We start from the raw sequence: 17,353 nt of genomic DNA, 5'->3' as shown, positions 1-17,353 counted from the left end.
ACAAAAAAGGAGTGAGTCAGCAATCTAGTTTAAGATAGATTGCTTGCTTGCTCGCTCCTTTTTTTATATCTTATTATGCCAAGATTTGTTTCATAGAACGTTTAACACTTCCCGCATACATATCACCAAATTTAACTAAGTGAACCATCAATAAGTATAATCTATAGAATTCGAGCCTCTGTTCTACCCCTTTATTTAGTGGATAGTATTTATCATATTCATCGTAAAACTCCTCTGTAAAGCCACCAAACACAGTAGTAATACCCAAATCAAATTCTCTATCCCCATATAATGGCGCTGGGTCAAATAACGCTGGCGAACCATCTGCCAGGAACATATAATTGCCGCCCCATAAATCGCCGTGCAATAAAGAAGGTTTACTTGGATGTTGTTTTAATGTATCTACAATTACTGAACGTGCAGATTCATATTGTTTAACATCGTCGTCGCTCCAAGCGCCCTGCTCTACTAAGGTATCTTTCAGATGATCTAAGCGTCGATCTACAAATAATGTTATCCAACTATCTGTCCAGCTATTATCAAATTTTATATCCCCGCCTTCATAAGGCAAATCAAAACCAAACTTGTCATTTTTTTGTTGCTGACTATGCATTTGGGCTACTAATTCCCCCAATGCTTCTTGACTCCCTGAATAACCTTCATCCAAATAAGTTAATAGTAAATAAGCGTCACCCTCAATTTCACCACTACCTATTACTCGTGGGGCAGTAATCCCAGCTTCTTCAAAAAGCTCTAAACCTGAAATTTCAGCATCAAAAAAAGATGCGTTTCGGTTTCGTTGAACTAATAAAAAATAAATTTCCTCAGCTGTTTCAATTTTAAATGCTTCATTTACATCTCCACCGTTAACAGGTGAAATAGACTTTATATTATTTAAAGGCAGTTGTGTTTGCCATGACTGTTTCATGAGTTATACCTCCAATTGTTAAAATTTAAAATAAGCACATCATTATTATTGCCTTTTTTCATCTTATGTAATCACACACAAGTTCAAATAAATTATATGTGAAAGTTTTAATAATTCTTTTATTTACTCTAGGCATATAATACGTAAAATGCTAGTCTATTAAAGACATCATTTTCAATTTTACTTTTACAAAATTGATTAGGCACTCATCACAATACATAGTTTTATTACAAATAATTTGATAAATGGAGCGATTATGATATGTACAAACTCATCAAACCTATTTTATTCCAAATAGATCCTGAAAAAGCGCACGGGATGACAATTAACGCACTCAAATTCGTCCAAAAATATCCAAAACTTTTACCTGTTGTTAACCAATTATTCCACTATAAAAATGAACACTTACACCAAAATATCAAAGGCATACATTTCGAGAACCCAATTGGATTAGCAGCTGGATTTGATAAATCTTGTGAAGTACCTAAAGCCTTAGAAAACGCTGGTTTTGGTGCACTTGAATTAGGGGGTATCACACCTAAACCACAACCCGGTAATCCCAAACCACGTATGTATCGCTTAGTAGAAGATAACGCACTGATTAACAGAATGGGTTTTAATAATTTAGGCATGAATAAAGCTTTAAGTAATCTACGTAAATATAGTTATCAAATTCCGATAGGTCTAAATGTTGGGGTTAACAAGACTACATCTCATGATGCGCGTTATGAAGATTATATTAAAGTTATAGATACATTTAAAAATGACGTTACTTTTTTCACGGTGAACATCAGCTCTCCTAATACAAAAAATCTACAAAGTTTCCATGATAAAGATGAATTCGCCCAATTGTGCGAAGCTATTCAATCTTATAAAGAAAATCAAAATCTAAATGTACCTATTTTCATCAAGCTTACATCTGATTTAACATTAGACGGTCTTGGTCAAATGCTAGAGCCGATAACGCAAACTTTTGACGGTATTATACTAGCTAATACAACTCAGCAACGTGAGCATTTAAATTCAGACAACCGTCATGAAACAGGCGGATTGAGTGGAAGACCGTTATTCAACCGCAATCTAGAATTAATTTCATATGCTTATAAGCAAACAAATGGCAAATTCTTAATTATTGGTACAGGTGGTATTTTCAATGATGCTGATGTCATTAAAATGTTACGTAGTGGTGCTTCATTAGTGCAAATATATAGTTCTTTAGTTTTTGAAGGACCTGGATTAACTCAAAAATTAAATAAGCAACTAGCACTTTATCTCAAATCTAATGGTTATAATAACGTTAGTGAAATTATTGGATTAGACGCCTAATATTTCTAGGTGCTTGTTTGCACTCATTCTTGCACTGCCTCTTTTACTTTAATAATAATAGGGTATATGTATAATAAAAGGAGGTAGTGCCATTATGTATAAAAATATATTATTAGCTTACGATTTTGATAATTCGTTTAACAATGTACCTGAAGCGTTGCAAAATCTAACCGTTGGCGTGGATGATGCTGAAATCACAGTGTTTCATGTTATACCGGAAAGTGAGTTAGAAACTTCAGTACGGTATGATAATAAACATTTTGAAGATTTGGCACATGAAAAAAGCGAATTACTCGAACCTTTTGTTAATCAATTAAAAGACCTAGGTTTAAATGTAAATATTAGATTTAGTACTGGCTACATCAAAAACTCAATTTTGTCAGAAATTAAAGAACACAGCTATGATATTGTTGTAATGAGTAATACGCGTACAAAATCAGATATTAAAAATATACTTGGTAATGTGACACACAAGATTGCAAGTAACGTGGATATACCCGTACTTATTATAAATTAGCCTTCATACAAAAAACTCAATGCTTCTATTCATTTATGATAGAGACATTGAGTTTATTTTTTATTGATGTTGCTTCAAATACTGTTCAATCACTTGTAAGACACCAGAGTCATCATTTGAAGGTGCTTTATGCTGGGCAACCGCTTCTACCTCCGGACTGCAATTAGCCATCGCGTAGCTATGTGTAGTTAAACCTAACATTTCTAAATCATTATTGGCATCTCCAAATGCTAATAACGCGTCTTGTTCAATACCCCATTGTTTTAATATATCTTGAATTGCAACACCTTTATTAACATTTGGTAAAATAAGATCTACACTGTCGTTACCACTTGTTACTGCGCGTAACTCTCCTCTAAATTTAGTTTCTAATGTATCCATAACTTCTTTAACTAAATCTTTATCTTTGATGCGCATAGCAACTTTCACAAAATTATCATCCTCTATTTGCTCAAAGGACTCTACTTTTTCAATATCATAATAGTAATTACTAATAAAATTCAAAAATTCTTCGCTGCTTGTCTGCTTGACATAAGCTGATTGAATACCACTCAATACAATGTCCGTTAACTCAAAGTCTGCTGTAAGTGTCTCCACTACATCATAAATAAGTTGTGGATCAAAATAGTAAGATGTCACCAATTCATTATCATAATAAGTAACAGCACCGTTTTCAGCAACATACGTAATATGTTGATCTTTTTCTGGAAAAAATGACTGTAATTGAGCATATTGATTACCACTTGCCACAATAAATTTAATATCTTGCCGTTTCAATTCATAAAATATTTTCTCAAAATATGCCTTATCATATGTGTGATCTGATTTTAAAAATGTACCATCTTTATCTACTGCGATTGCTTTTATCATCATTGATACTCCTTTCTGTTTTCGAGGTATAATTAAATAGTCATATACTTGTTTAAACTACATTACAATAATATTAAAAAGGTGACCATCAATATCTTTAAATAAACCGCCATAATAACCTTCATGCATAGTACCACTTTGTAGAACTTGTCCACCTGACGCTTCAACTTGTTCTAATAAATAATCCACATCTTCTGGTTCAGCCACAGAAATAGAAATTAATGCACTATTACTTCCGACATTTGAAACTTGAGCAACTTTCTCAAATTGATTGCGTTCAATAAGCATTATGATTTTATTATCTAAAGTTTCAATTCCTCTCATTTTATCTAAAACTGCTTCGTTCCTTTTAATTGTAAAACCTATTTCACTAAAAAATGTTTCACTTGCTGCTAAATCCTCTACCGGTAGATTAAGCCAAGATGATTGTATATTCATTTTAGTCCCCCCATTTTTAATCACCATACCATACTCCACTTTTAAAGCGCTATAATGAAACTATCTCATCCCTCGTCTTTCTCGCTTATACGGTAATTTCCTTAATAAACTACGATAATAAATTCATATTTATTTGACACATAATCTCTAAATGAGTTAAAGTTTTTAACATCTTATTTGCTTATTTTCAACACTTTAAAGCATCTAAAGATAGTTATAACCAAATTATGATGAAATTAAAGTATATTATTAATCATCAGTATTTTATGGCATTTGAATAATCAAATCCTACATATCTCTGATTATTCGTTTTACATTAGCCATATTGTTTTAACTAAAAGGAGTAAAATAAAATGACTATTACAATCAATGTGCACGTCTTACACACTGGTTCAGTGATAGTAGATGAAGCATTACCATTCAACTATAAATATAATCCCCCTTTAGCATGGACTGGATTATTTAGATCTAAAAAGAACCAACTGCGTCTACCTGTATCTGTCTATCTTATAGAGCATCCAAAGGGCCTTGTTCTAATTGATACGGGTTGGCATGAAATCAATCGAACAAAGCCTATTAAAAATTTAGCTTTTCAATATCCAATAAACAAATCAGTTCTACCTAAAGTTTCCGCTGTACATGAACAAATTGAAGCATTAGGCTATCAACCTACTGATATAGATTATGTGATGTTGAGTCATTTACACTGTGATCATGCTGATGGCTTGGCACATGTAGCTGATGCAAAAAATATCTTAGTCAGTGAATTAGAATGGAATGCTGCAAATAACGATAAAATTCACTATCTTCCACACCAATGGGACAATATTAATATTCAAACTTATCCTTTAACAGATAATGGTATTGGACCTACAGGTAAATCCTTTGATTTATTTGGTGATGGTACACTCGAGTTTATTCATACACCTGGGCATAGCGCTGGACTATGTACTACACGTGTTAAAGCGCATAAAGATGATGCACCATATTTATTGTTGGCCTCAGATGTAGGTTATGCTGAAAAATCTTGGAAAAACGGCATTTTGCCTGGTCTCGTAATAAATAAAGATGATGCAATCAAATCATTAAATTGGGTAAAAGCCCAAGCAATAGACGAACACTGTATCAAAGCGATTGCCAATCATGATGTCGAAGTCCAACCACAAGTCATTTCATTATAAAGACAATAAAGTTTGGTATTTGATGTGCAACTATGATAATCAAACACAATATAAATATAATAATCTTAATATATGAATAGATAAACTTAGCTTGTAAGGGCGAGAGTGAGTGATAATTTAATTATACTTATTCTCGCCCTTTATATATATTTCTAAAATCAATAGATTACAAGATTCACCACCACACAAAAGAGTAAATATTCACTTTAAACAACTAATAACACTCAAACGAGCTATATTTCACTATTTTACATATAAATTTCACAAAATTTTCTGAATATTTAGAAGTATTTATGCTATGATATAAATTATCATAATTTAGTTATAAAGTTTTACGATATAGTATTCATTGGGAGAGGTTTATTATGAAAGATTTTTTTAACAAAATTTTTAAAAGGGCGGAACCATCCGTTTATCAAGTGAAAGATGCTCATTTAAATAGAACATTACGAGTTAAGGATTTTTTAGCTTTAGGTGTCGGCACCATAGTTTCTACTTCTATTTTCACGCTGCCCGGAGTCGTTGCAGCACAACACACAGGTCCTGCAGTTGCACTTTCATTCTTACTAGCAGCAGTAGTAGCTGGTCTTGTTTCTTTTGCATATGCTGAAATGTCGTCTGCAATGCCTTTTGCTGGTTCGGCTTATTCATGGATAAATGTAGTATTTGGTGAGGTGTTTGGCTGGGTAGCAGGATGGGCCTTACTTGCAGAATACTTTATTGCTGTCGCCTTTGTTGCATCAGGTTTCTCTGCGAACTTACGTGGTTTAGTTTCACCATTAGGACTCGAATTACCAAAATCACTTTCTAACACATTAGGTAATGATGGTGGTGTCATTGATATTGTCGCAGCTATCGTAATTATTCTTACAACTTGCTTATTAGCATACGGCGTATCAGCAGCTGCACGTATCGAAAATATACTTGTCGTCATTAAAGTATTAGCCGTATTATTATTTATTGTCGTAGGTTTAACAGTTATTGATTTCAGTAATTATGTACCATTTATTCCAGAACATAAAGTTACCGAAACTGGATCCTTTGGAGGGTGGCAAGGTATCTATGCTGGTGTGTCTATGATTTTCTTAGCATATATTGGTTTTGATTCAATTGCTGCTAATTCGGCCGAAGCAATCAATCCACAAAAAACAATGCCTAGAGGAATCTTAGGTTCACTATTAATTGCAGTAGTACTATTTGTTGCAGTTTCACTTGTGCTTGTCGGCATGTTCACGTACTCAGCATATGCTGGTAACGCAGAACCTGTTGGTTGGGCTTTAAGACAAAGTGGATTTGGTGTAGTAGCTGCAATAGTACAAGCAATTTCTGTAATCGGTATGTTCACAGCACTCATCGGTATGATGTTAGCAGGTTCGCGCTTACTGTATTCTTTTGGTCGAGACGGTCTCTTACCTTCTTGGTTAGGAAAATTAAATAATAAAAACTTGCCTAATCGCGCACTAATAATACTTACTATCATTGCAGTTATTATTGGGTCAATGTTCCCATTTGCGTTCTTGGCTCAATTAATATCTGCCGGTACACTTGTCGCGTTTATGTTTGTTTCTATAGGAATTTTTGGTTTACGCCCTAGAGAAGGTAAAGACATTCCAGTACCAGCATTCAAAATGCCTTTTTATCCTGTAATGCCCATTATCACATTCGTGAGTGTAGTCATCGTATTCTGGGGACTAGGTTCAGAAGCAAAATTATATACACTTGCCTGGTTTATCATAGGGCTAATTATTTATCTCGTATACGGTGTGAGACATTCTAAAAAAGGAAAGCCTTCTTAATAAACAAAAACAGGTTCGGAACATTAATGTTGCGAACCTGTTTTATATGTTAGCAAAAGATTAATCTTCATCCTCATCTATTTGGGATAACTTACGAATATTAGAAAAGTCTACTTTTTTAATTAATTTTTCATAGGTATTTAAAGCCGATTCTGTGATTTTAAGTCCTTCTTCTGTTAAATAGATATACATAGCACGTTGATCTTCAACACATTCTTGCCTTACAACTAATGCTTTTTCTGGTTTTTCTATTCGTACAATCAATCTAGACATTGCACTTTGGCTTAAATCAACAATTTTTATCAAATCATTAATTTTGTATTTTTTTCCTTTAGCTTTATAAATTTCATATAATACATAAAATTCTTTCAAACTTAAATTGTAAGATTGCTTCATTTTTTTCTCAATTAATGTTTCTATATAATGAACGTATTTGGTTAATTGTACCCAATTATCGATTTTTTGTTGTTTTTCCATCATATCCTCCCAAAGATATATCTATGATTACTTCTCATAGTTTATCTTTTACTCATAAAAAATCATTTATATTAAAGTTAGCCAATGTAATATACATCCTTCATATATAAATCCCTAATACTCAATTTATTAATTGTTATTAATATTTTACATCATCATAACGTATATTGAAATATTTGCTGAGACCTTTATCAATTAATACATAAATTTGATAAGTATTGCTAAAACATTTATACATCCTTAATACCAATTAATTATTAAACTTCTGTTTGACCAAAAATAATACCTAAAAAGTGCTCACTAAAAAGCATCAATCCATTATAAAGAATAGATTGATGCTTTATTAGAGCATGGTGTTATAAATCAATTAATGTTGTAATAATTTTTCTTTTAAATCTTTACGTTCATAATCTAATGAATAAGGATCATTTAACCAGTAAATACCTTCATCTACTTTAAACGTTTGCCCTTTTTTCACTGCATCTGTATTCTTCCAAACATCTTTATTTTCGAATGATAAATCACTGCCTTTAGCAACTGGTGTTACCACGTAATCACCTGTCATTTCAGGAATTTGTTCTTCAGAGATATCTGCCAAATCATTTTCTTGTGTTGCTTTTTCTACTTTTTCAGGCATTTTCAGTCCAAAGGAATCATATAGAATTTCACTGCCGTGGCCATATGTTTTTCCTAAGGCGTAGATTTTTTTATCAAAGTCTTTAATAATTGATACTGTAGTATCTGCACCAATTGCGTCTTTAATTTCTTTTCCATCGTCTTTCGTTTTTTCTTCCCATTGCTTAACCCATGCGTCTGCTTTATCTTCTTTACCTACAATTTTACCTAACTCTTTATGTTGTTCTTTATAGTCATGTTTCATATAGTCAAAAGCTATTGTAGGTGCAACTTTATTTAATTTTTTGATATTTTTATCTGTATTGTACGTAATTATCAAATCTGGTTTTAGTTTTGCTACACTTTCAACATTTTCAGCATCTACTTTTTCTACATCTTTAAATTTATCTTTTAAAACTTTACTATCGTTTACAATATTAGCTACGCCAACGATATTGGCATCAAGTTGTTTCAATCCCCCAGCATATGTAGCACCTAAGACTACAATACGTTTAGGTTTTTTCGGTATTTCAACTTTTTCTCCTGAGTCTTGTTTATATGTTGTCTTTTCACTATTTTCCTTTGACGACTTGTCATTTGAACCATTGCCACATGCTGCTAACATAAGTATTAAAGCTAGCAATGGTAATAATATTTTTTTCATGCGTAAAATATCCCCTTTTCTCATATTGAATATAATTATACATGAAGTTATATGATTCTCAATAATATGACGCACATTATTTTTAAAATTAAAACATATAGTTTTTCTATCATTAAAAATTAAAAACAGCTACCTAATAAATTGCTAGTAGCTGTTTCGTGTATTCATGGCGCTGTTTGTCGAATAAAAATTTAATATTAAAATCATCTATGATTTCACCATTTTTCATGACAATTAATCGTTCAACGATTTGATTTAAAAATGCTAAATCATGAGATATTAATAACATACCTTTGTGTGTATCTGCGTAGTACTGTTTTAATACTCCGATCATACTTTGCTCAGCAATAACGTCTAAGCTAGCTGTAATCTCATCGCAAACCAACATATCTGGTGCTAACATCAATGTACGAATCGTATTAAAACGTTGTAATTGGCCACCACTTAATTGATCGGGGAACCTATTCAATAACTTTTCGTCTAGGTACATGTTTTTCATTAGTATATGCATTCGCTGACGAACTTCATATGAGTTTGAGTCACGATGATACTTTATCGCTTCTTCTAAAGATTTGGAAATTTTAAATTTTGGGTTAAAACTATCATAAGCATGTTGAAATATAGGTAATAATCGAAAATTATTATTTGTATATTGTTCTTGAGGTACTGGTAATAGACCTAAAATAATTTGTGCCAATGTCGTTTTACCAGAACCACTCTCACCTACAATACCTACAATTTCATCTGACTGTATAGTAAGATTTATATTATTTAAAATAGGGGTTTGACCATATTTAAAATTCAAGTTACTTATGTTAATCATTACTGCTCCCCTCCTTTAATTGGCTACGGGAGTTAAATAATTTCAAGCTATATGGATCTACATCATGATTTTTAAAGGCTTGTATATGGTTTGAATCGACTATTTTTCCTTTTTGGATCACGTGTATCCAATCGCTAAAATTTAAAACATGTGATAAATTATGCGTTATTAGTAAAAGCGTAACTTTATGAACCTCTGCCAAATGTTTGATTAGGTTCATAATGTTAGCGCCTGTTATCACATCTAGTGATGCAGTGGGCTCATCAGCAATAATTAATTTCGGATTGAGCATCAACACACTCGCTATTTGTACTCTAGCAAGTTGCCCACCTGACAGACTAAAACGGTAACTATCCATTGTTTTATCAGGTACTAAATCAACCCATTCAAGCGCTTGCGTTACAAATTTTTTAGCCTTAGCTTTATCTATCTTATAGTGTTGCCTATAAATCGCAATCAATTGTTTACCTAATTTCGTATGCTCATTGAAGCTATGCGTATAATCTTGAGAAATAAAACCAATTTCTTTTCCCAAAAGTTCGTGCATATTCAACAATTTTTCACTGTCATAATTTAAACTGTCGTAGGTCATTGTTAAATTATCAGGTAGTTGTTGCACTAACGCTTTGGCAGTCAAACTCTTTCCCGAACCACTTTCTCCTACCAAAACATTTACTTTACTTGCTTTTAAATTGAGATTTATGTGATCTATCAATGTAGTACATCTTTCATCTTTAATTGTTAAGTTGTTAATCTCAAATAAATTAGTCATACGTATCACGCTTTCCTTTTAATAATTTATCTCTTAATGCATCGCCAGCTAAATTAAACAAGAGAATAGTTGCTGTAATTAAGCACGCTGGAACAATTAAAAGTAACGGATATGAACTAATATAATCTCTGCCTGTATTCAACATTGCTCCCCATTCAGGTGAAGGTGGCTGTGCGCCTAAACCAAGAAATGAAAGCGATGAAATATATAATATTATTTTCCCAAAATCTACTGTCATCAGCACAATAATAGATGGTAAAACTTGTGGAAAGAAATGTTTAAAGATAATGACATGTGTTGGCACGTTAAATAATCGAGCCATTTGTATATAAGGTTTTGTGATTTCACTACTTACTATTGAACGGGTCAACCTAGTGTAAGTCATCCATTTAATAATGGTAATTGCTATAACCAAATTCCAAATACTAGGTTTAAAAAAACTAGCAAATGCAATCATAAGGACAAATTCAGGAATACTTAATCCTATATCAATAATGCGCATAATAATTGTATCAACGATGCCTTTTTTGTAACCAGCAATTAATCCTAATGGCATGCCAATTATGACCGTAATCAACAAGGTAATCAAACTAATAATCAATGTATACCTTGCACCAATAATAACTCTTGAAAGTAAATCTCTACCATAATCATCTGTGCCTAACCAATGGTTTAAGCTCGGCAGTTCAAGACTACTTCCTAAATTCACCTCATAAGCGTTAGTTGCTGACACAAAAAATTGTGCGATGATAAGAACCAATAAATACAATGCAAACACATAAAATATAAGATGCTGTTTATTTAATTGCTTCATTATATTTCACCATCCTGTCTTTGCCGTTTCTTAAGATGGCGTGTGTTATTGAAACGGCGTTTGGGCTCTAACCATAACAATAATAAATCACTTACTGTATTAGCTAAAACCACAAAGAAACCAATCATAATTACCGCACCTTGTACAACAGGGTAATCTCTTGCACGTATACTATCTACTAGGAAGTGCCCAATACCTGGTATTCCGAATAAATTTTCAATGACAACAGTGCCTCCTATAAGACTCCCCACAGACATACCTAGCACCGTTATAACAGGTAAAATCGCCGGTTTAAACAAATCACCCCACAAAATGTATCTTTCAGACATACCTCTAAGACGTGAAGCCTCAACCTCTTTAGATTGGTATAATTCTATTAAATTCGATCGCATCAATCTGACATAGTATGCGCTCATACCCACACTCAATGCTATCACAGGTAAAATGTAGCCAGCTATCGTATCTATACCTGAAGATGGCAAAACATTAAATTTCTGCGCAAAAATATAAATTAAGATTGTACCTAAAAAGAATGAAGGAACACTCACCGTAAAGGATGTTACAGTTCTAATAAATATATCAACCCACGTATGATAATATTTCGCTGCTAAAATCCCCATTGGAATTGCTGTTAGCAAGACAACCACTATAGTTAGAAAAGCAATGCTTAATGTCGGCGGTGTATAATAAATTAATTCTTTTATTACGGGTTCACCTGTTTGGTAGCTCGTTCCGAAATCAAGCTGTACAATTTGTCCTAACCATTGAAAATATTGTATGACAACTGGTTGGTTTAGTCCTAGCTTTTCTTTTGTAGCTTCTACTTGGTCTGAGGATACATTTGCTATATCTAAATGTAGAATTTTATTAACTGGATCGCCAGGTGTTAGTTTCATTAATATGAATGTAATGCTAGAAAGGACAAACAATACAACGATCATTTGTCCAATTCTAGAGAGTATATTTTTAATTATCATTATTTCTTATCGACCTTATAATCGATTAAATAGATACCCTCGGGTGTTGCTTTTAAGTTCTTCACTTCTTTGTTCATGCCGACGATATTATCCATATATGAAATATAGCTATTTGCAAAATCATTTTGCGTAATGCTAATAATTTCATTTGTTAATCGATTACGTTCAGATTTATCTACTGTTTTATTAAACTCATCGATTAATGCTGTTACTTTCTGATTGTTATAGTCTCCAGAATTAATTGCACCTTTAGGTTTGTATGCCTGATTAAAGAAGTACCCTGTATCTCCTCTAGGTATTGTACCAAAGCTATATAAAGAGGCATCCCATTGCTTTTTATCACTTAAATAACCTTCAATATCATCTACATTGCGAATAGTAATATCGATATTGGCTTTTTTAGCATCTGATTGAATGACTTGTGCCATTTTAGGCAGTTCTGGTCGCCCATTATACGTAGATATAGTTAATTTTAATGGATGCGATTCAGAATATCCTTCTTCTTTCATAATTTGTTTGGCTTCTTCTAAATCTTGTTTTTGTATAGGTTGCTTATCTATGAAATCTAATTTTGTATTAAATGGTCCTGTAGCTGGTTGAGCATGATTCTTAGAGACATTACGCGCGATACTTTCACGATTAATAACTTTATCTAGCGCTTTACGTATAGGTTTTGACATTTTGTCACTTGCATGATTGTACATAAGTAATGACGTTCTAAATCCTGATACTGTATCAGTAGTTGTCTTATCTCCATCTTTCAACTCTTTTTCCTTTTCAACAGGAACATCTGTAATTACATCAGCTTTACCTGATGCTAAATCACTTGTACGTGCATTACCATCTTCTTGATATGTAACATTTACATGATCTAGCTTAGGTTTACCTTGCCAGTAATCATCAAAACGATCTAACTTGATATTTTGAGATTGCTTATAGTGTTTAATTTGGTATGGTCCTGTACCAACAGGCGTTTTATTAACATCTTCTACCTCTGTATCGTAAATTGCAGAAAACGGACTTGCTAACTCTGACACTAATTCAGGATAAGCTTCTTTTGTAGTAATCGTAATATTTTGACCATCTACATTAATATCTTTAATTGGAAGCGACCCTTTAACGAGATCACTTTTCTTAATACTTTCTTCCAAACTAGCTTTTACCGCTTCGCCTGTCATTTTCTTACCATTTTGGAATTTAATATCATCTTTTAACTTAATATCCAATTGTGTTGGTGATTTTTGTTTGTATGAATCAACCAATACTTTTTCAACTTTACCATCTGCACCAGCTTTAAATAAAGCTTCTGCAGCACCTATTTTCACAGGCACGTCTGTCTCATAAGGTGCAATAGAAGTTGTTTTTAATGGCAGTTCAACGTCTAAAGTTTTTCCTTTGGACTCATTGCCTGAACCACTACACCCCGCTAAGACTACGGCTGATATTGCAAGTAATGAAACAATTTTTTTCACTATAATTCCTTCTTCCTAATAAATTAATAATCAATTAGAAAATCGAGCTACTCTTAAACGATGCCTATATTATAAAATATGATTTAGGATATTGATTCTATAATGCCACGCTAATCAATTTGTTGTACCTTCATTTGATTACCTGCAAACAACATAATCCACGTCGCTATAATAAAAGGAAGCGTAAACACTGGCAAACCGAACGGCGTTAATAAAGTCGTCATGCCCGCGTGTAATACAACTGTCAAAAGGATTCCTAAAACAATGCTGACATATCGTTGAATCCTAGTACGGAAAGCAACACCTAAAGCCAGCACTGTAAGTATGACATTATATCCAAATAATCCATCATTAATTTGATCATGATTTGCACCAAGCACTAATACAGCAGTAAAACCAATTAAATTGGCTACTATAGCAAATAAACCAGCCTTTCTTGAAGCAATAAAAATACCTATAAGAATCAATAATCCTGCCATAATACTCTTCAACAAGAATATTTCACTAAAGCCTGATAAAAAAGCATTTATAAAATGTATACTATGTCCTGAAAATTGTATCTCTTGTACTATATCAGGCAATATATTGACATCTGCATTTACAAACTTAAATTGAAATGACATTAGTAAGATTACCCAGCTAACAAACACATATGGCATAGTTAACATAGGCACACCAAAAGGCTTAAAAAATTCTCTAAATGCTGAGCCGATTGGCATTGTAATCACAATTGCTATAAAAGCAATTAATATACTGTACCATTCTGGCACTAAAAATAGTGTCAATGCAATTGCTGTTAGTACTGGATTGAAACCTGCTAATCCCGTATTAATCTCTTCTTGTGAGTAATTTGTTCGTTTCGCTAATAATAATGCAATAATACTCGCAGCTAAGGCCATAATACCAACTTTCCAATTTCCTACGAATAAACCTAATAAAATAAATAGCCCTGTCCATGCATTATCTAAGAGCAGTACTTGTGCGATGTTCTTTAATATGATTCGAACAGCGTTCACATTGTCACCTAGTTTCTATACTTATTCCACCATACAATATAATATATTATACCGGATAAAATTTAAAGCAATACATATTTAATTTCAACCCTATTTTTTTCGTCATTAATTTAATTCAGAGGGTTATTCTTGTAGTATACGTCCAATCGTCTTATTATTAGATTAGTCACATACTATATATTTATTTTATAAAAACGTCGAAAGGTAGTGAGCATGTGCATTTTACACAACGTGAACAAGACAAACTAATGTTAGTTATTGCAGCGGATTTAGCTCGTAGACGTCAACAAAGAGGTCTTAAGTTGAATTATCCTGAGGCAGTTGCCATTATAAGTTTTGAGTTATTAGAAGGTGCAAGAGATGGAAAAACTGTTGCAGAACTTATGAGTTACGGCAAGCAAATACTAGGTGAGGATGATGTAATGGAGGGCGTTTCAGATATGTTAACCGAAATGGAAATTGAAGCAACTTTCCCTGATGGTACTAAATTAATTACCGTTCATCACCCAATTGTGTAGAGGAGGAAGTTAATTATGAAACCTGGCGAAATTATAGTTAAACGTACAGAAATTGAAGTTAATCGCGGACACAACGCTACTATACTCGATGTAAAAAACACAGGAGATCGCCCTATTCAAGTAGGTTCTCATTATCATTTTTTTGAAGCGAATCCCGCCTTACAATTTGAACGAGAAAAAGCTTATGGGAAACGTTTAGACATCCCTGCTGGTGCCGCAGTGCGTTTTGAACCTGGTGACGAAAAAGAAGTTCAGCTCGTTGAATATAGCGGTAAAAGAAGAATTTTTGGTTTCCATGGTGAAGTGAATGGACCTATTGACGAGGCGCGTGTTTATAAGGCTGAAGATGACGACAGCGCTACAGAAGTTATAGCTGAAGAAAATAAAGTCAGCGAAAATGCTAATAAAGAAAGTGGGTATAACAGATGAGTTTTAAAATGACGCAATCACAATATACAAGTCTATATGGCCCTACTGTCGGAGACTCTGTAAGATTAGGAGATACCAATTTATTTGCTCGTGTCGAGAAAGATTACGCAACATATGGTGATGAAGCCGCATTTGGTGGCGGTAAATCAATCCGTGACGGTATGGCTCAGAACCCTAATGTGACACGTGATGATAAACAAGTAGCAGATTTAGTAATTACAAATGCGCTAATTCTTGATTACGATAAAATTGTTAAAGCAGATATTGGTGTCAAAAATGGTTATATTATGAAAATAGGTAAAGCTGGCAACCCAGATATTATGGATAACGTAGACATTATTATTGGTGCAACTACAGATATTATTTCTGCAGAAGGTAAAATAATAACAGCTGGCGGTATCGATACTCACGTCCATTTCGTAAATCCTGAACAATCTCAAGTTGCCCTTGAAAGTGGTATTACAACGCATATCGGTGGTGGGACAGGAGCATCTGAAGGTGCTAAAGCAACTACTGTTACTCCAGGCCCTTGGCATTTACATCGTATGTTACTAGCAGCAGAATCGTTACCTTTAAACATTGGTTTTACTGGTAAAGGCCAAGCAGTTAACCATACTGCTTTAGTAGAGCAGATACATGCTGGCGCTATCGGTTTAAAAGTACATGAAGACTGGGGTGCGACACCTTCAGCATTAGATCATGCCCTTCAAGTTGCTGACGATTATGACGTTCAAATTGCATTACACGCAGATACATTAAACGAAGCAGGCTTTATGGAAGAAACAATGGCTGCGGTTAAAGACCGTGTACTGCATATGTACCATACAGAAGGCGCAGGTGGCGGACATGCACCTGACCTAATTAAATCCGCAGCTTATTCCAACATACTACCATCTTCCACAAACCCTACTTTACCTTACACTGTAAATACAATTGATGAACATCTAGATATGGTTATGATTACTCACCATTTAAATGCTTCTATACCAGAAGATATTGCTTTTGCAGATTCACGTATTCGTAAAGAAACGATTGCTGCAGAAGACGTATTACAAGATATTGGTGTATTTAGTATGGTTAGCTCTGATTCACAAGCTATGGGACGTGTCGGTGAAGTAATTACAAGAACTTGGCAAGTTGCACACCGTATGAAAGAGCAACGTGGTTCACTAGATGGTGACAGCGAATATAATGACAATAATAGAATCAAACGCTATATTGCGAAATATACAATTAACCCTGCTATTACTCATGGTATTTCAGATTACGTAGGTTCAATCGACGAAGGTAAACTCGCTGATATAATTATGTGGGAGCCCGCATTCTTCGGCGTTAAACCTGATGTCATTGTTAAAGGTGGATTAATAAACACTGCAATTAACGGGGATGCTAATGGTTCTATCCCAACTTCAGAACCACTAAAATACCGTAAGATGTATGGTCAACTTGGAGGAAATATGCAAGGTACTTCAATGACATTCGTATCTACTACTGCTTATGAAAATGATATTGGCAAATTATTAGGTTTAAAACGTAAATTAAGACCTGTGCATAATATTCGTAAGCTAACTAAAGCAGATATGAAAAATAATAGTGCAACGCCAAAAATAGACGTTGATCCGCAGACATATGAAGTATTTGTAGATGGTGAAAAAATCACGAGTGAACCAGCTACAGAACTACCATTAACACAACGTTATTTCTTATTCTAGGAGGTTAA

At 33.6% G+C, this 17,353-nt stretch carries 18 protein-coding genes; 7 read left to right on the top strand and 11 right to left on the bottom strand.

All coding sequences use genetic code 11. The annotated features are described in order from the left end of the window. Nucleotides 1-73: 73 nt before the first annotated feature. Entirely contained in the window at nucleotides 74-928 is an 855-nt protein-coding gene (locus BTM19_RS05795) for a fructosamine kinase family protein (RefSeq protein WP_029378158.1), read from the bottom strand. A 261-nt stretch (nucleotides 929-1,189) separates the two neighbouring features. Here BTM19_RS05795 and BTM19_RS05790 point away from each other — a divergent pair, with 261 nt between their 5' ends. Both BTM19_RS05790 and BTM19_RS05785 read left to right on the top strand, forming a co-directional pair. Further along, nucleotides 1,190-2,254 (top strand): quinone-dependent dihydroorotate dehydrogenase, encoded by a 1,065-nt coding sequence (locus tag BTM19_RS05790; protein WP_029378157.1) that lies wholly within the window; start codon nucleotides 1,190-1,192, stop codon nucleotides 2,252-2,254. 94 nt (nucleotides 2,255-2,348) lie between these two features. Further along, nucleotides 2,349-2,771 (top strand): universal stress protein, encoded by a 423-nt coding sequence (locus BTM19_RS05785; protein WP_029378156.1) that lies wholly within the window; start codon nucleotides 2,349-2,351, stop codon nucleotides 2,769-2,771. 60 nt (nucleotides 2,772-2,831) lie between these two features. Here the strand turns inward: BTM19_RS05785 and BTM19_RS05780 are convergent, their stop codons facing one another. Both BTM19_RS05780 and BTM19_RS05775 read right to left on the bottom strand, forming a co-directional pair. After that, nucleotides 2,832-3,641 (bottom strand): Cof-type HAD-IIB family hydrolase, encoded by an 810-nt coding sequence (locus tag BTM19_RS05780; protein WP_038679199.1) that lies wholly within the window; start codon nucleotides 3,639-3,641, stop codon nucleotides 2,832-2,834. A gap of 57 nt (nucleotides 3,642-3,698) precedes the next feature. Further along, nucleotides 3,699-4,079, bottom strand: a complete 381-nt coding sequence (locus BTM19_RS05775) for a VOC family protein (RefSeq protein WP_029378154.1) — start codon at nucleotides 4,077-4,079, stop codon at nucleotides 3,699-3,701. A gap of 353 nt (nucleotides 4,080-4,432) precedes the next feature. Between BTM19_RS05775 and BTM19_RS05770 the strand changes: the two genes are divergently transcribed. Then, a complete protein-coding gene (locus BTM19_RS05770) occupies nucleotides 4,433-5,260 on the top strand; it encodes an N-acyl homoserine lactonase family protein (RefSeq protein WP_069796946.1) in 828 nt (275 codons plus the stop codon). 365 nt (nucleotides 5,261-5,625) lie between these two features. Next, the gene (locus BTM19_RS05765) at nucleotides 5,626-7,056 is read left to right on the top strand and encodes an APC family permease (RefSeq protein WP_029378152.1); all 1,431 of its coding nucleotides are present in this window, start codon (nucleotides 5,626-5,628) and stop codon (nucleotides 7,054-7,056) included. A gap of 60 nt (nucleotides 7,057-7,116) precedes the next feature. Here the strand turns inward: BTM19_RS05765 and BTM19_RS05760 are convergent, their stop codons facing one another. The 8 genes from BTM19_RS05760 to yut form a co-directional block, all read right to left on the bottom strand. Then, a complete protein-coding gene (locus BTM19_RS05760) occupies nucleotides 7,117-7,533 on the bottom strand; it encodes a MarR family winged helix-turn-helix transcriptional regulator (RefSeq protein WP_029378151.1) in 417 nt (138 codons plus the stop codon). Nucleotides 7,534-7,900: 367 nt separating this feature from the next. Beyond that, nucleotides 7,901-8,812 (bottom strand): ABC transporter substrate-binding protein, encoded by a 912-nt coding sequence (locus BTM19_RS05755; protein ID WP_029378150.1) that lies wholly within the window; start codon nucleotides 8,810-8,812, stop codon nucleotides 7,901-7,903. 133 nt (nucleotides 8,813-8,945) lie between these two features. After that, on the bottom strand, nucleotides 8,946-9,635 hold the full coding sequence (locus BTM19_RS05750) for an ABC transporter ATP-binding protein (RefSeq protein WP_029378149.1): 690 nt from the start codon (nucleotides 9,633-9,635) through the stop codon (nucleotides 8,946-8,948). Continuing rightward, complete coding sequence (locus BTM19_RS05745) at nucleotides 9,628-10,407, bottom strand: ATP-binding cassette domain-containing protein (protein WP_029378148.1); 780 nt, start codon at nucleotides 10,405-10,407, stop codon at nucleotides 9,628-9,630. The genes BTM19_RS05750 and BTM19_RS05745 overlap by 8 nt, the downstream gene beginning before the upstream one ends. Next, nucleotides 10,400-11,221 carry a nickel transporter permease gene (gene nikC, locus BTM19_RS05740; protein ID WP_099265781.1) on the bottom strand — a complete coding sequence of 274 codons (822 nt, stop codon included), beginning with the start codon at nucleotides 11,219-11,221 and terminating at the stop codon, nucleotides 10,400-10,402. The genes BTM19_RS05745 and nikC overlap by 8 nt, the downstream gene beginning before the upstream one ends. Further along, nucleotides 11,221-12,198 (bottom strand): nickel ABC transporter permease, encoded by a 978-nt coding sequence (gene nikB, locus BTM19_RS05735; protein WP_099265780.1) that lies wholly within the window; start codon nucleotides 12,196-12,198, stop codon nucleotides 11,221-11,223. Before nikB ends, nikC begins: the two co-directional genes overlap by 1 nt. Then, nucleotides 12,198-13,670: a nickel ABC transporter substrate-binding protein gene (gene nikA, locus BTM19_RS05730; protein WP_037557159.1), complete on the bottom strand. Its 1,473-nt coding sequence runs from the start codon at nucleotides 13,668-13,670 to the stop codon at nucleotides 12,198-12,200. Before nikA ends, nikB begins: the two co-directional genes overlap by 1 nt. A 110-nt stretch (nucleotides 13,671-13,780) precedes the next feature. Further along, a complete protein-coding gene (yut, locus tag BTM19_RS05725; protein ID WP_029378144.1) occupies nucleotides 13,781-14,686 on the bottom strand; it encodes an urea transporter in 906 nt (301 codons plus the stop codon). 215 nt (nucleotides 14,687-14,901) lie between these two features. Between yut and BTM19_RS05720 the strand changes: the two genes are divergently transcribed. The 3 genes from BTM19_RS05720 to ureC are packed head-to-tail and all read left to right on the top strand — an operon-like array spanning nucleotide 14,902 to nucleotide 17,345. Beyond that, nucleotides 14,902-15,204 carry an urease subunit gamma gene (locus BTM19_RS05720; protein WP_029378143.1) on the top strand — a complete coding sequence of 101 codons (303 nt, stop codon included), beginning with the start codon at nucleotides 14,902-14,904 and terminating at the stop codon, nucleotides 15,202-15,204. Nucleotides 15,205-15,219: 15 nt separating this feature from the next. Next, complete coding sequence (locus BTM19_RS05715; protein ID WP_029378142.1) at nucleotides 15,220-15,633, top strand: urease subunit beta; 414 nt, start codon at nucleotides 15,220-15,222, stop codon at nucleotides 15,631-15,633. Beyond that, complete coding sequence (ureC, locus tag BTM19_RS05710; protein WP_029378141.1) at nucleotides 15,630-17,345, top strand: urease subunit alpha; 1,716 nt, start codon at nucleotides 15,630-15,632, stop codon at nucleotides 17,343-17,345. Before BTM19_RS05715 ends, ureC begins: the two co-directional genes overlap by 4 nt. Nucleotides 17,346-17,353: the final 8 nt, after the last annotated feature.

The sequence above is a fragment of the Staphylococcus xylosus genome (assembly GCF_002732165.1).
GTDB lineage: Bacteria > Bacillota > Bacilli > Staphylococcales > Staphylococcaceae > Staphylococcus > Staphylococcus xylosus.
Note: the sequence above shows the minus strand (reverse complement) of the source record. Positions and strands in the feature narration are given on the sequence as shown.

Bases quoted from the DNA above. Each gene is read 5' to 3' on its own strand.
- nikC (WP_099265781.1), bottom strand. From the start codon at position 11,221: ATGAAGCAATTAAATAAACAGCATCTTATATTTTATGTGTTTGCATTG.
- nikB (WP_099265780.1), bottom strand. From the start codon at position 12,198: ATGATAATTAAAAATATACTCTCTAGAATTGGACAAATGATCGTTGTA.
- BTM19_RS05755 (WP_029378150.1), bottom strand. From the start codon at position 8,812: ATGAAAAAAATATTATTACCATTGCTAGCTTTAATACTTATGTTAGCA.
- BTM19_RS05770 (WP_069796946.1), top strand. From the start codon at position 4,433: ATGACTATTACAATCAATGTGCACGTCTTACACACTGGTTCAGTGATA.
- BTM19_RS05775 (WP_029378154.1), bottom strand. From the start codon at position 4,079: ATGAATATACAATCATCTTGGCTTAATCTACCGGTAGAGGATTTAGCA.
- BTM19_RS05745 (WP_029378148.1), bottom strand. From the start codon at position 10,407: ATGACTAATTTATTTGAGATTAACAACTTAACAATTAAAGATGAAAGA.
- BTM19_RS05785 (WP_029378156.1), top strand. From the start codon at position 2,349: ATGTATAAAAATATATTATTAGCTTACGATTTTGATAATTCGTTTAAC.
- BTM19_RS05760 (WP_029378151.1), bottom strand. From the start codon at position 7,533: ATGGAAAAACAACAAAAAATCGATAATTGGGTACAATTAACCAAATAC.
- BTM19_RS05750 (WP_029378149.1), bottom strand. From the start codon at position 9,635: ATGATTAACATAAGTAACTTGAATTTTAAATATGGTCAAACCCCTATT.
- ureC (WP_029378141.1), top strand. From the start codon at position 15,630: ATGAGTTTTAAAATGACGCAATCACAATATACAAGTCTATATGGCCCT.
- BTM19_RS05790 (WP_029378157.1), top strand. From the start codon at position 1,190: ATGTACAAACTCATCAAACCTATTTTATTCCAAATAGATCCTGAAAAA.
- BTM19_RS05715 (WP_029378142.1), top strand. From the start codon at position 15,220: ATGAAACCTGGCGAAATTATAGTTAAACGTACAGAAATTGAAGTTAAT.
- BTM19_RS05780 (WP_038679199.1), bottom strand. From the start codon at position 3,641: ATGATAAAAGCAATCGCAGTAGATAAAGATGGTACATTTTTAAAATCA.
- BTM19_RS05795 (WP_029378158.1), bottom strand. From the start codon at position 928: ATGAAACAGTCATGGCAAACACAACTGCCTTTAAATAATATAAAGTCT.
- BTM19_RS05765 (WP_029378152.1), top strand. From the start codon at position 5,626: ATGAAAGATTTTTTTAACAAAATTTTTAAAAGGGCGGAACCATCCGTT.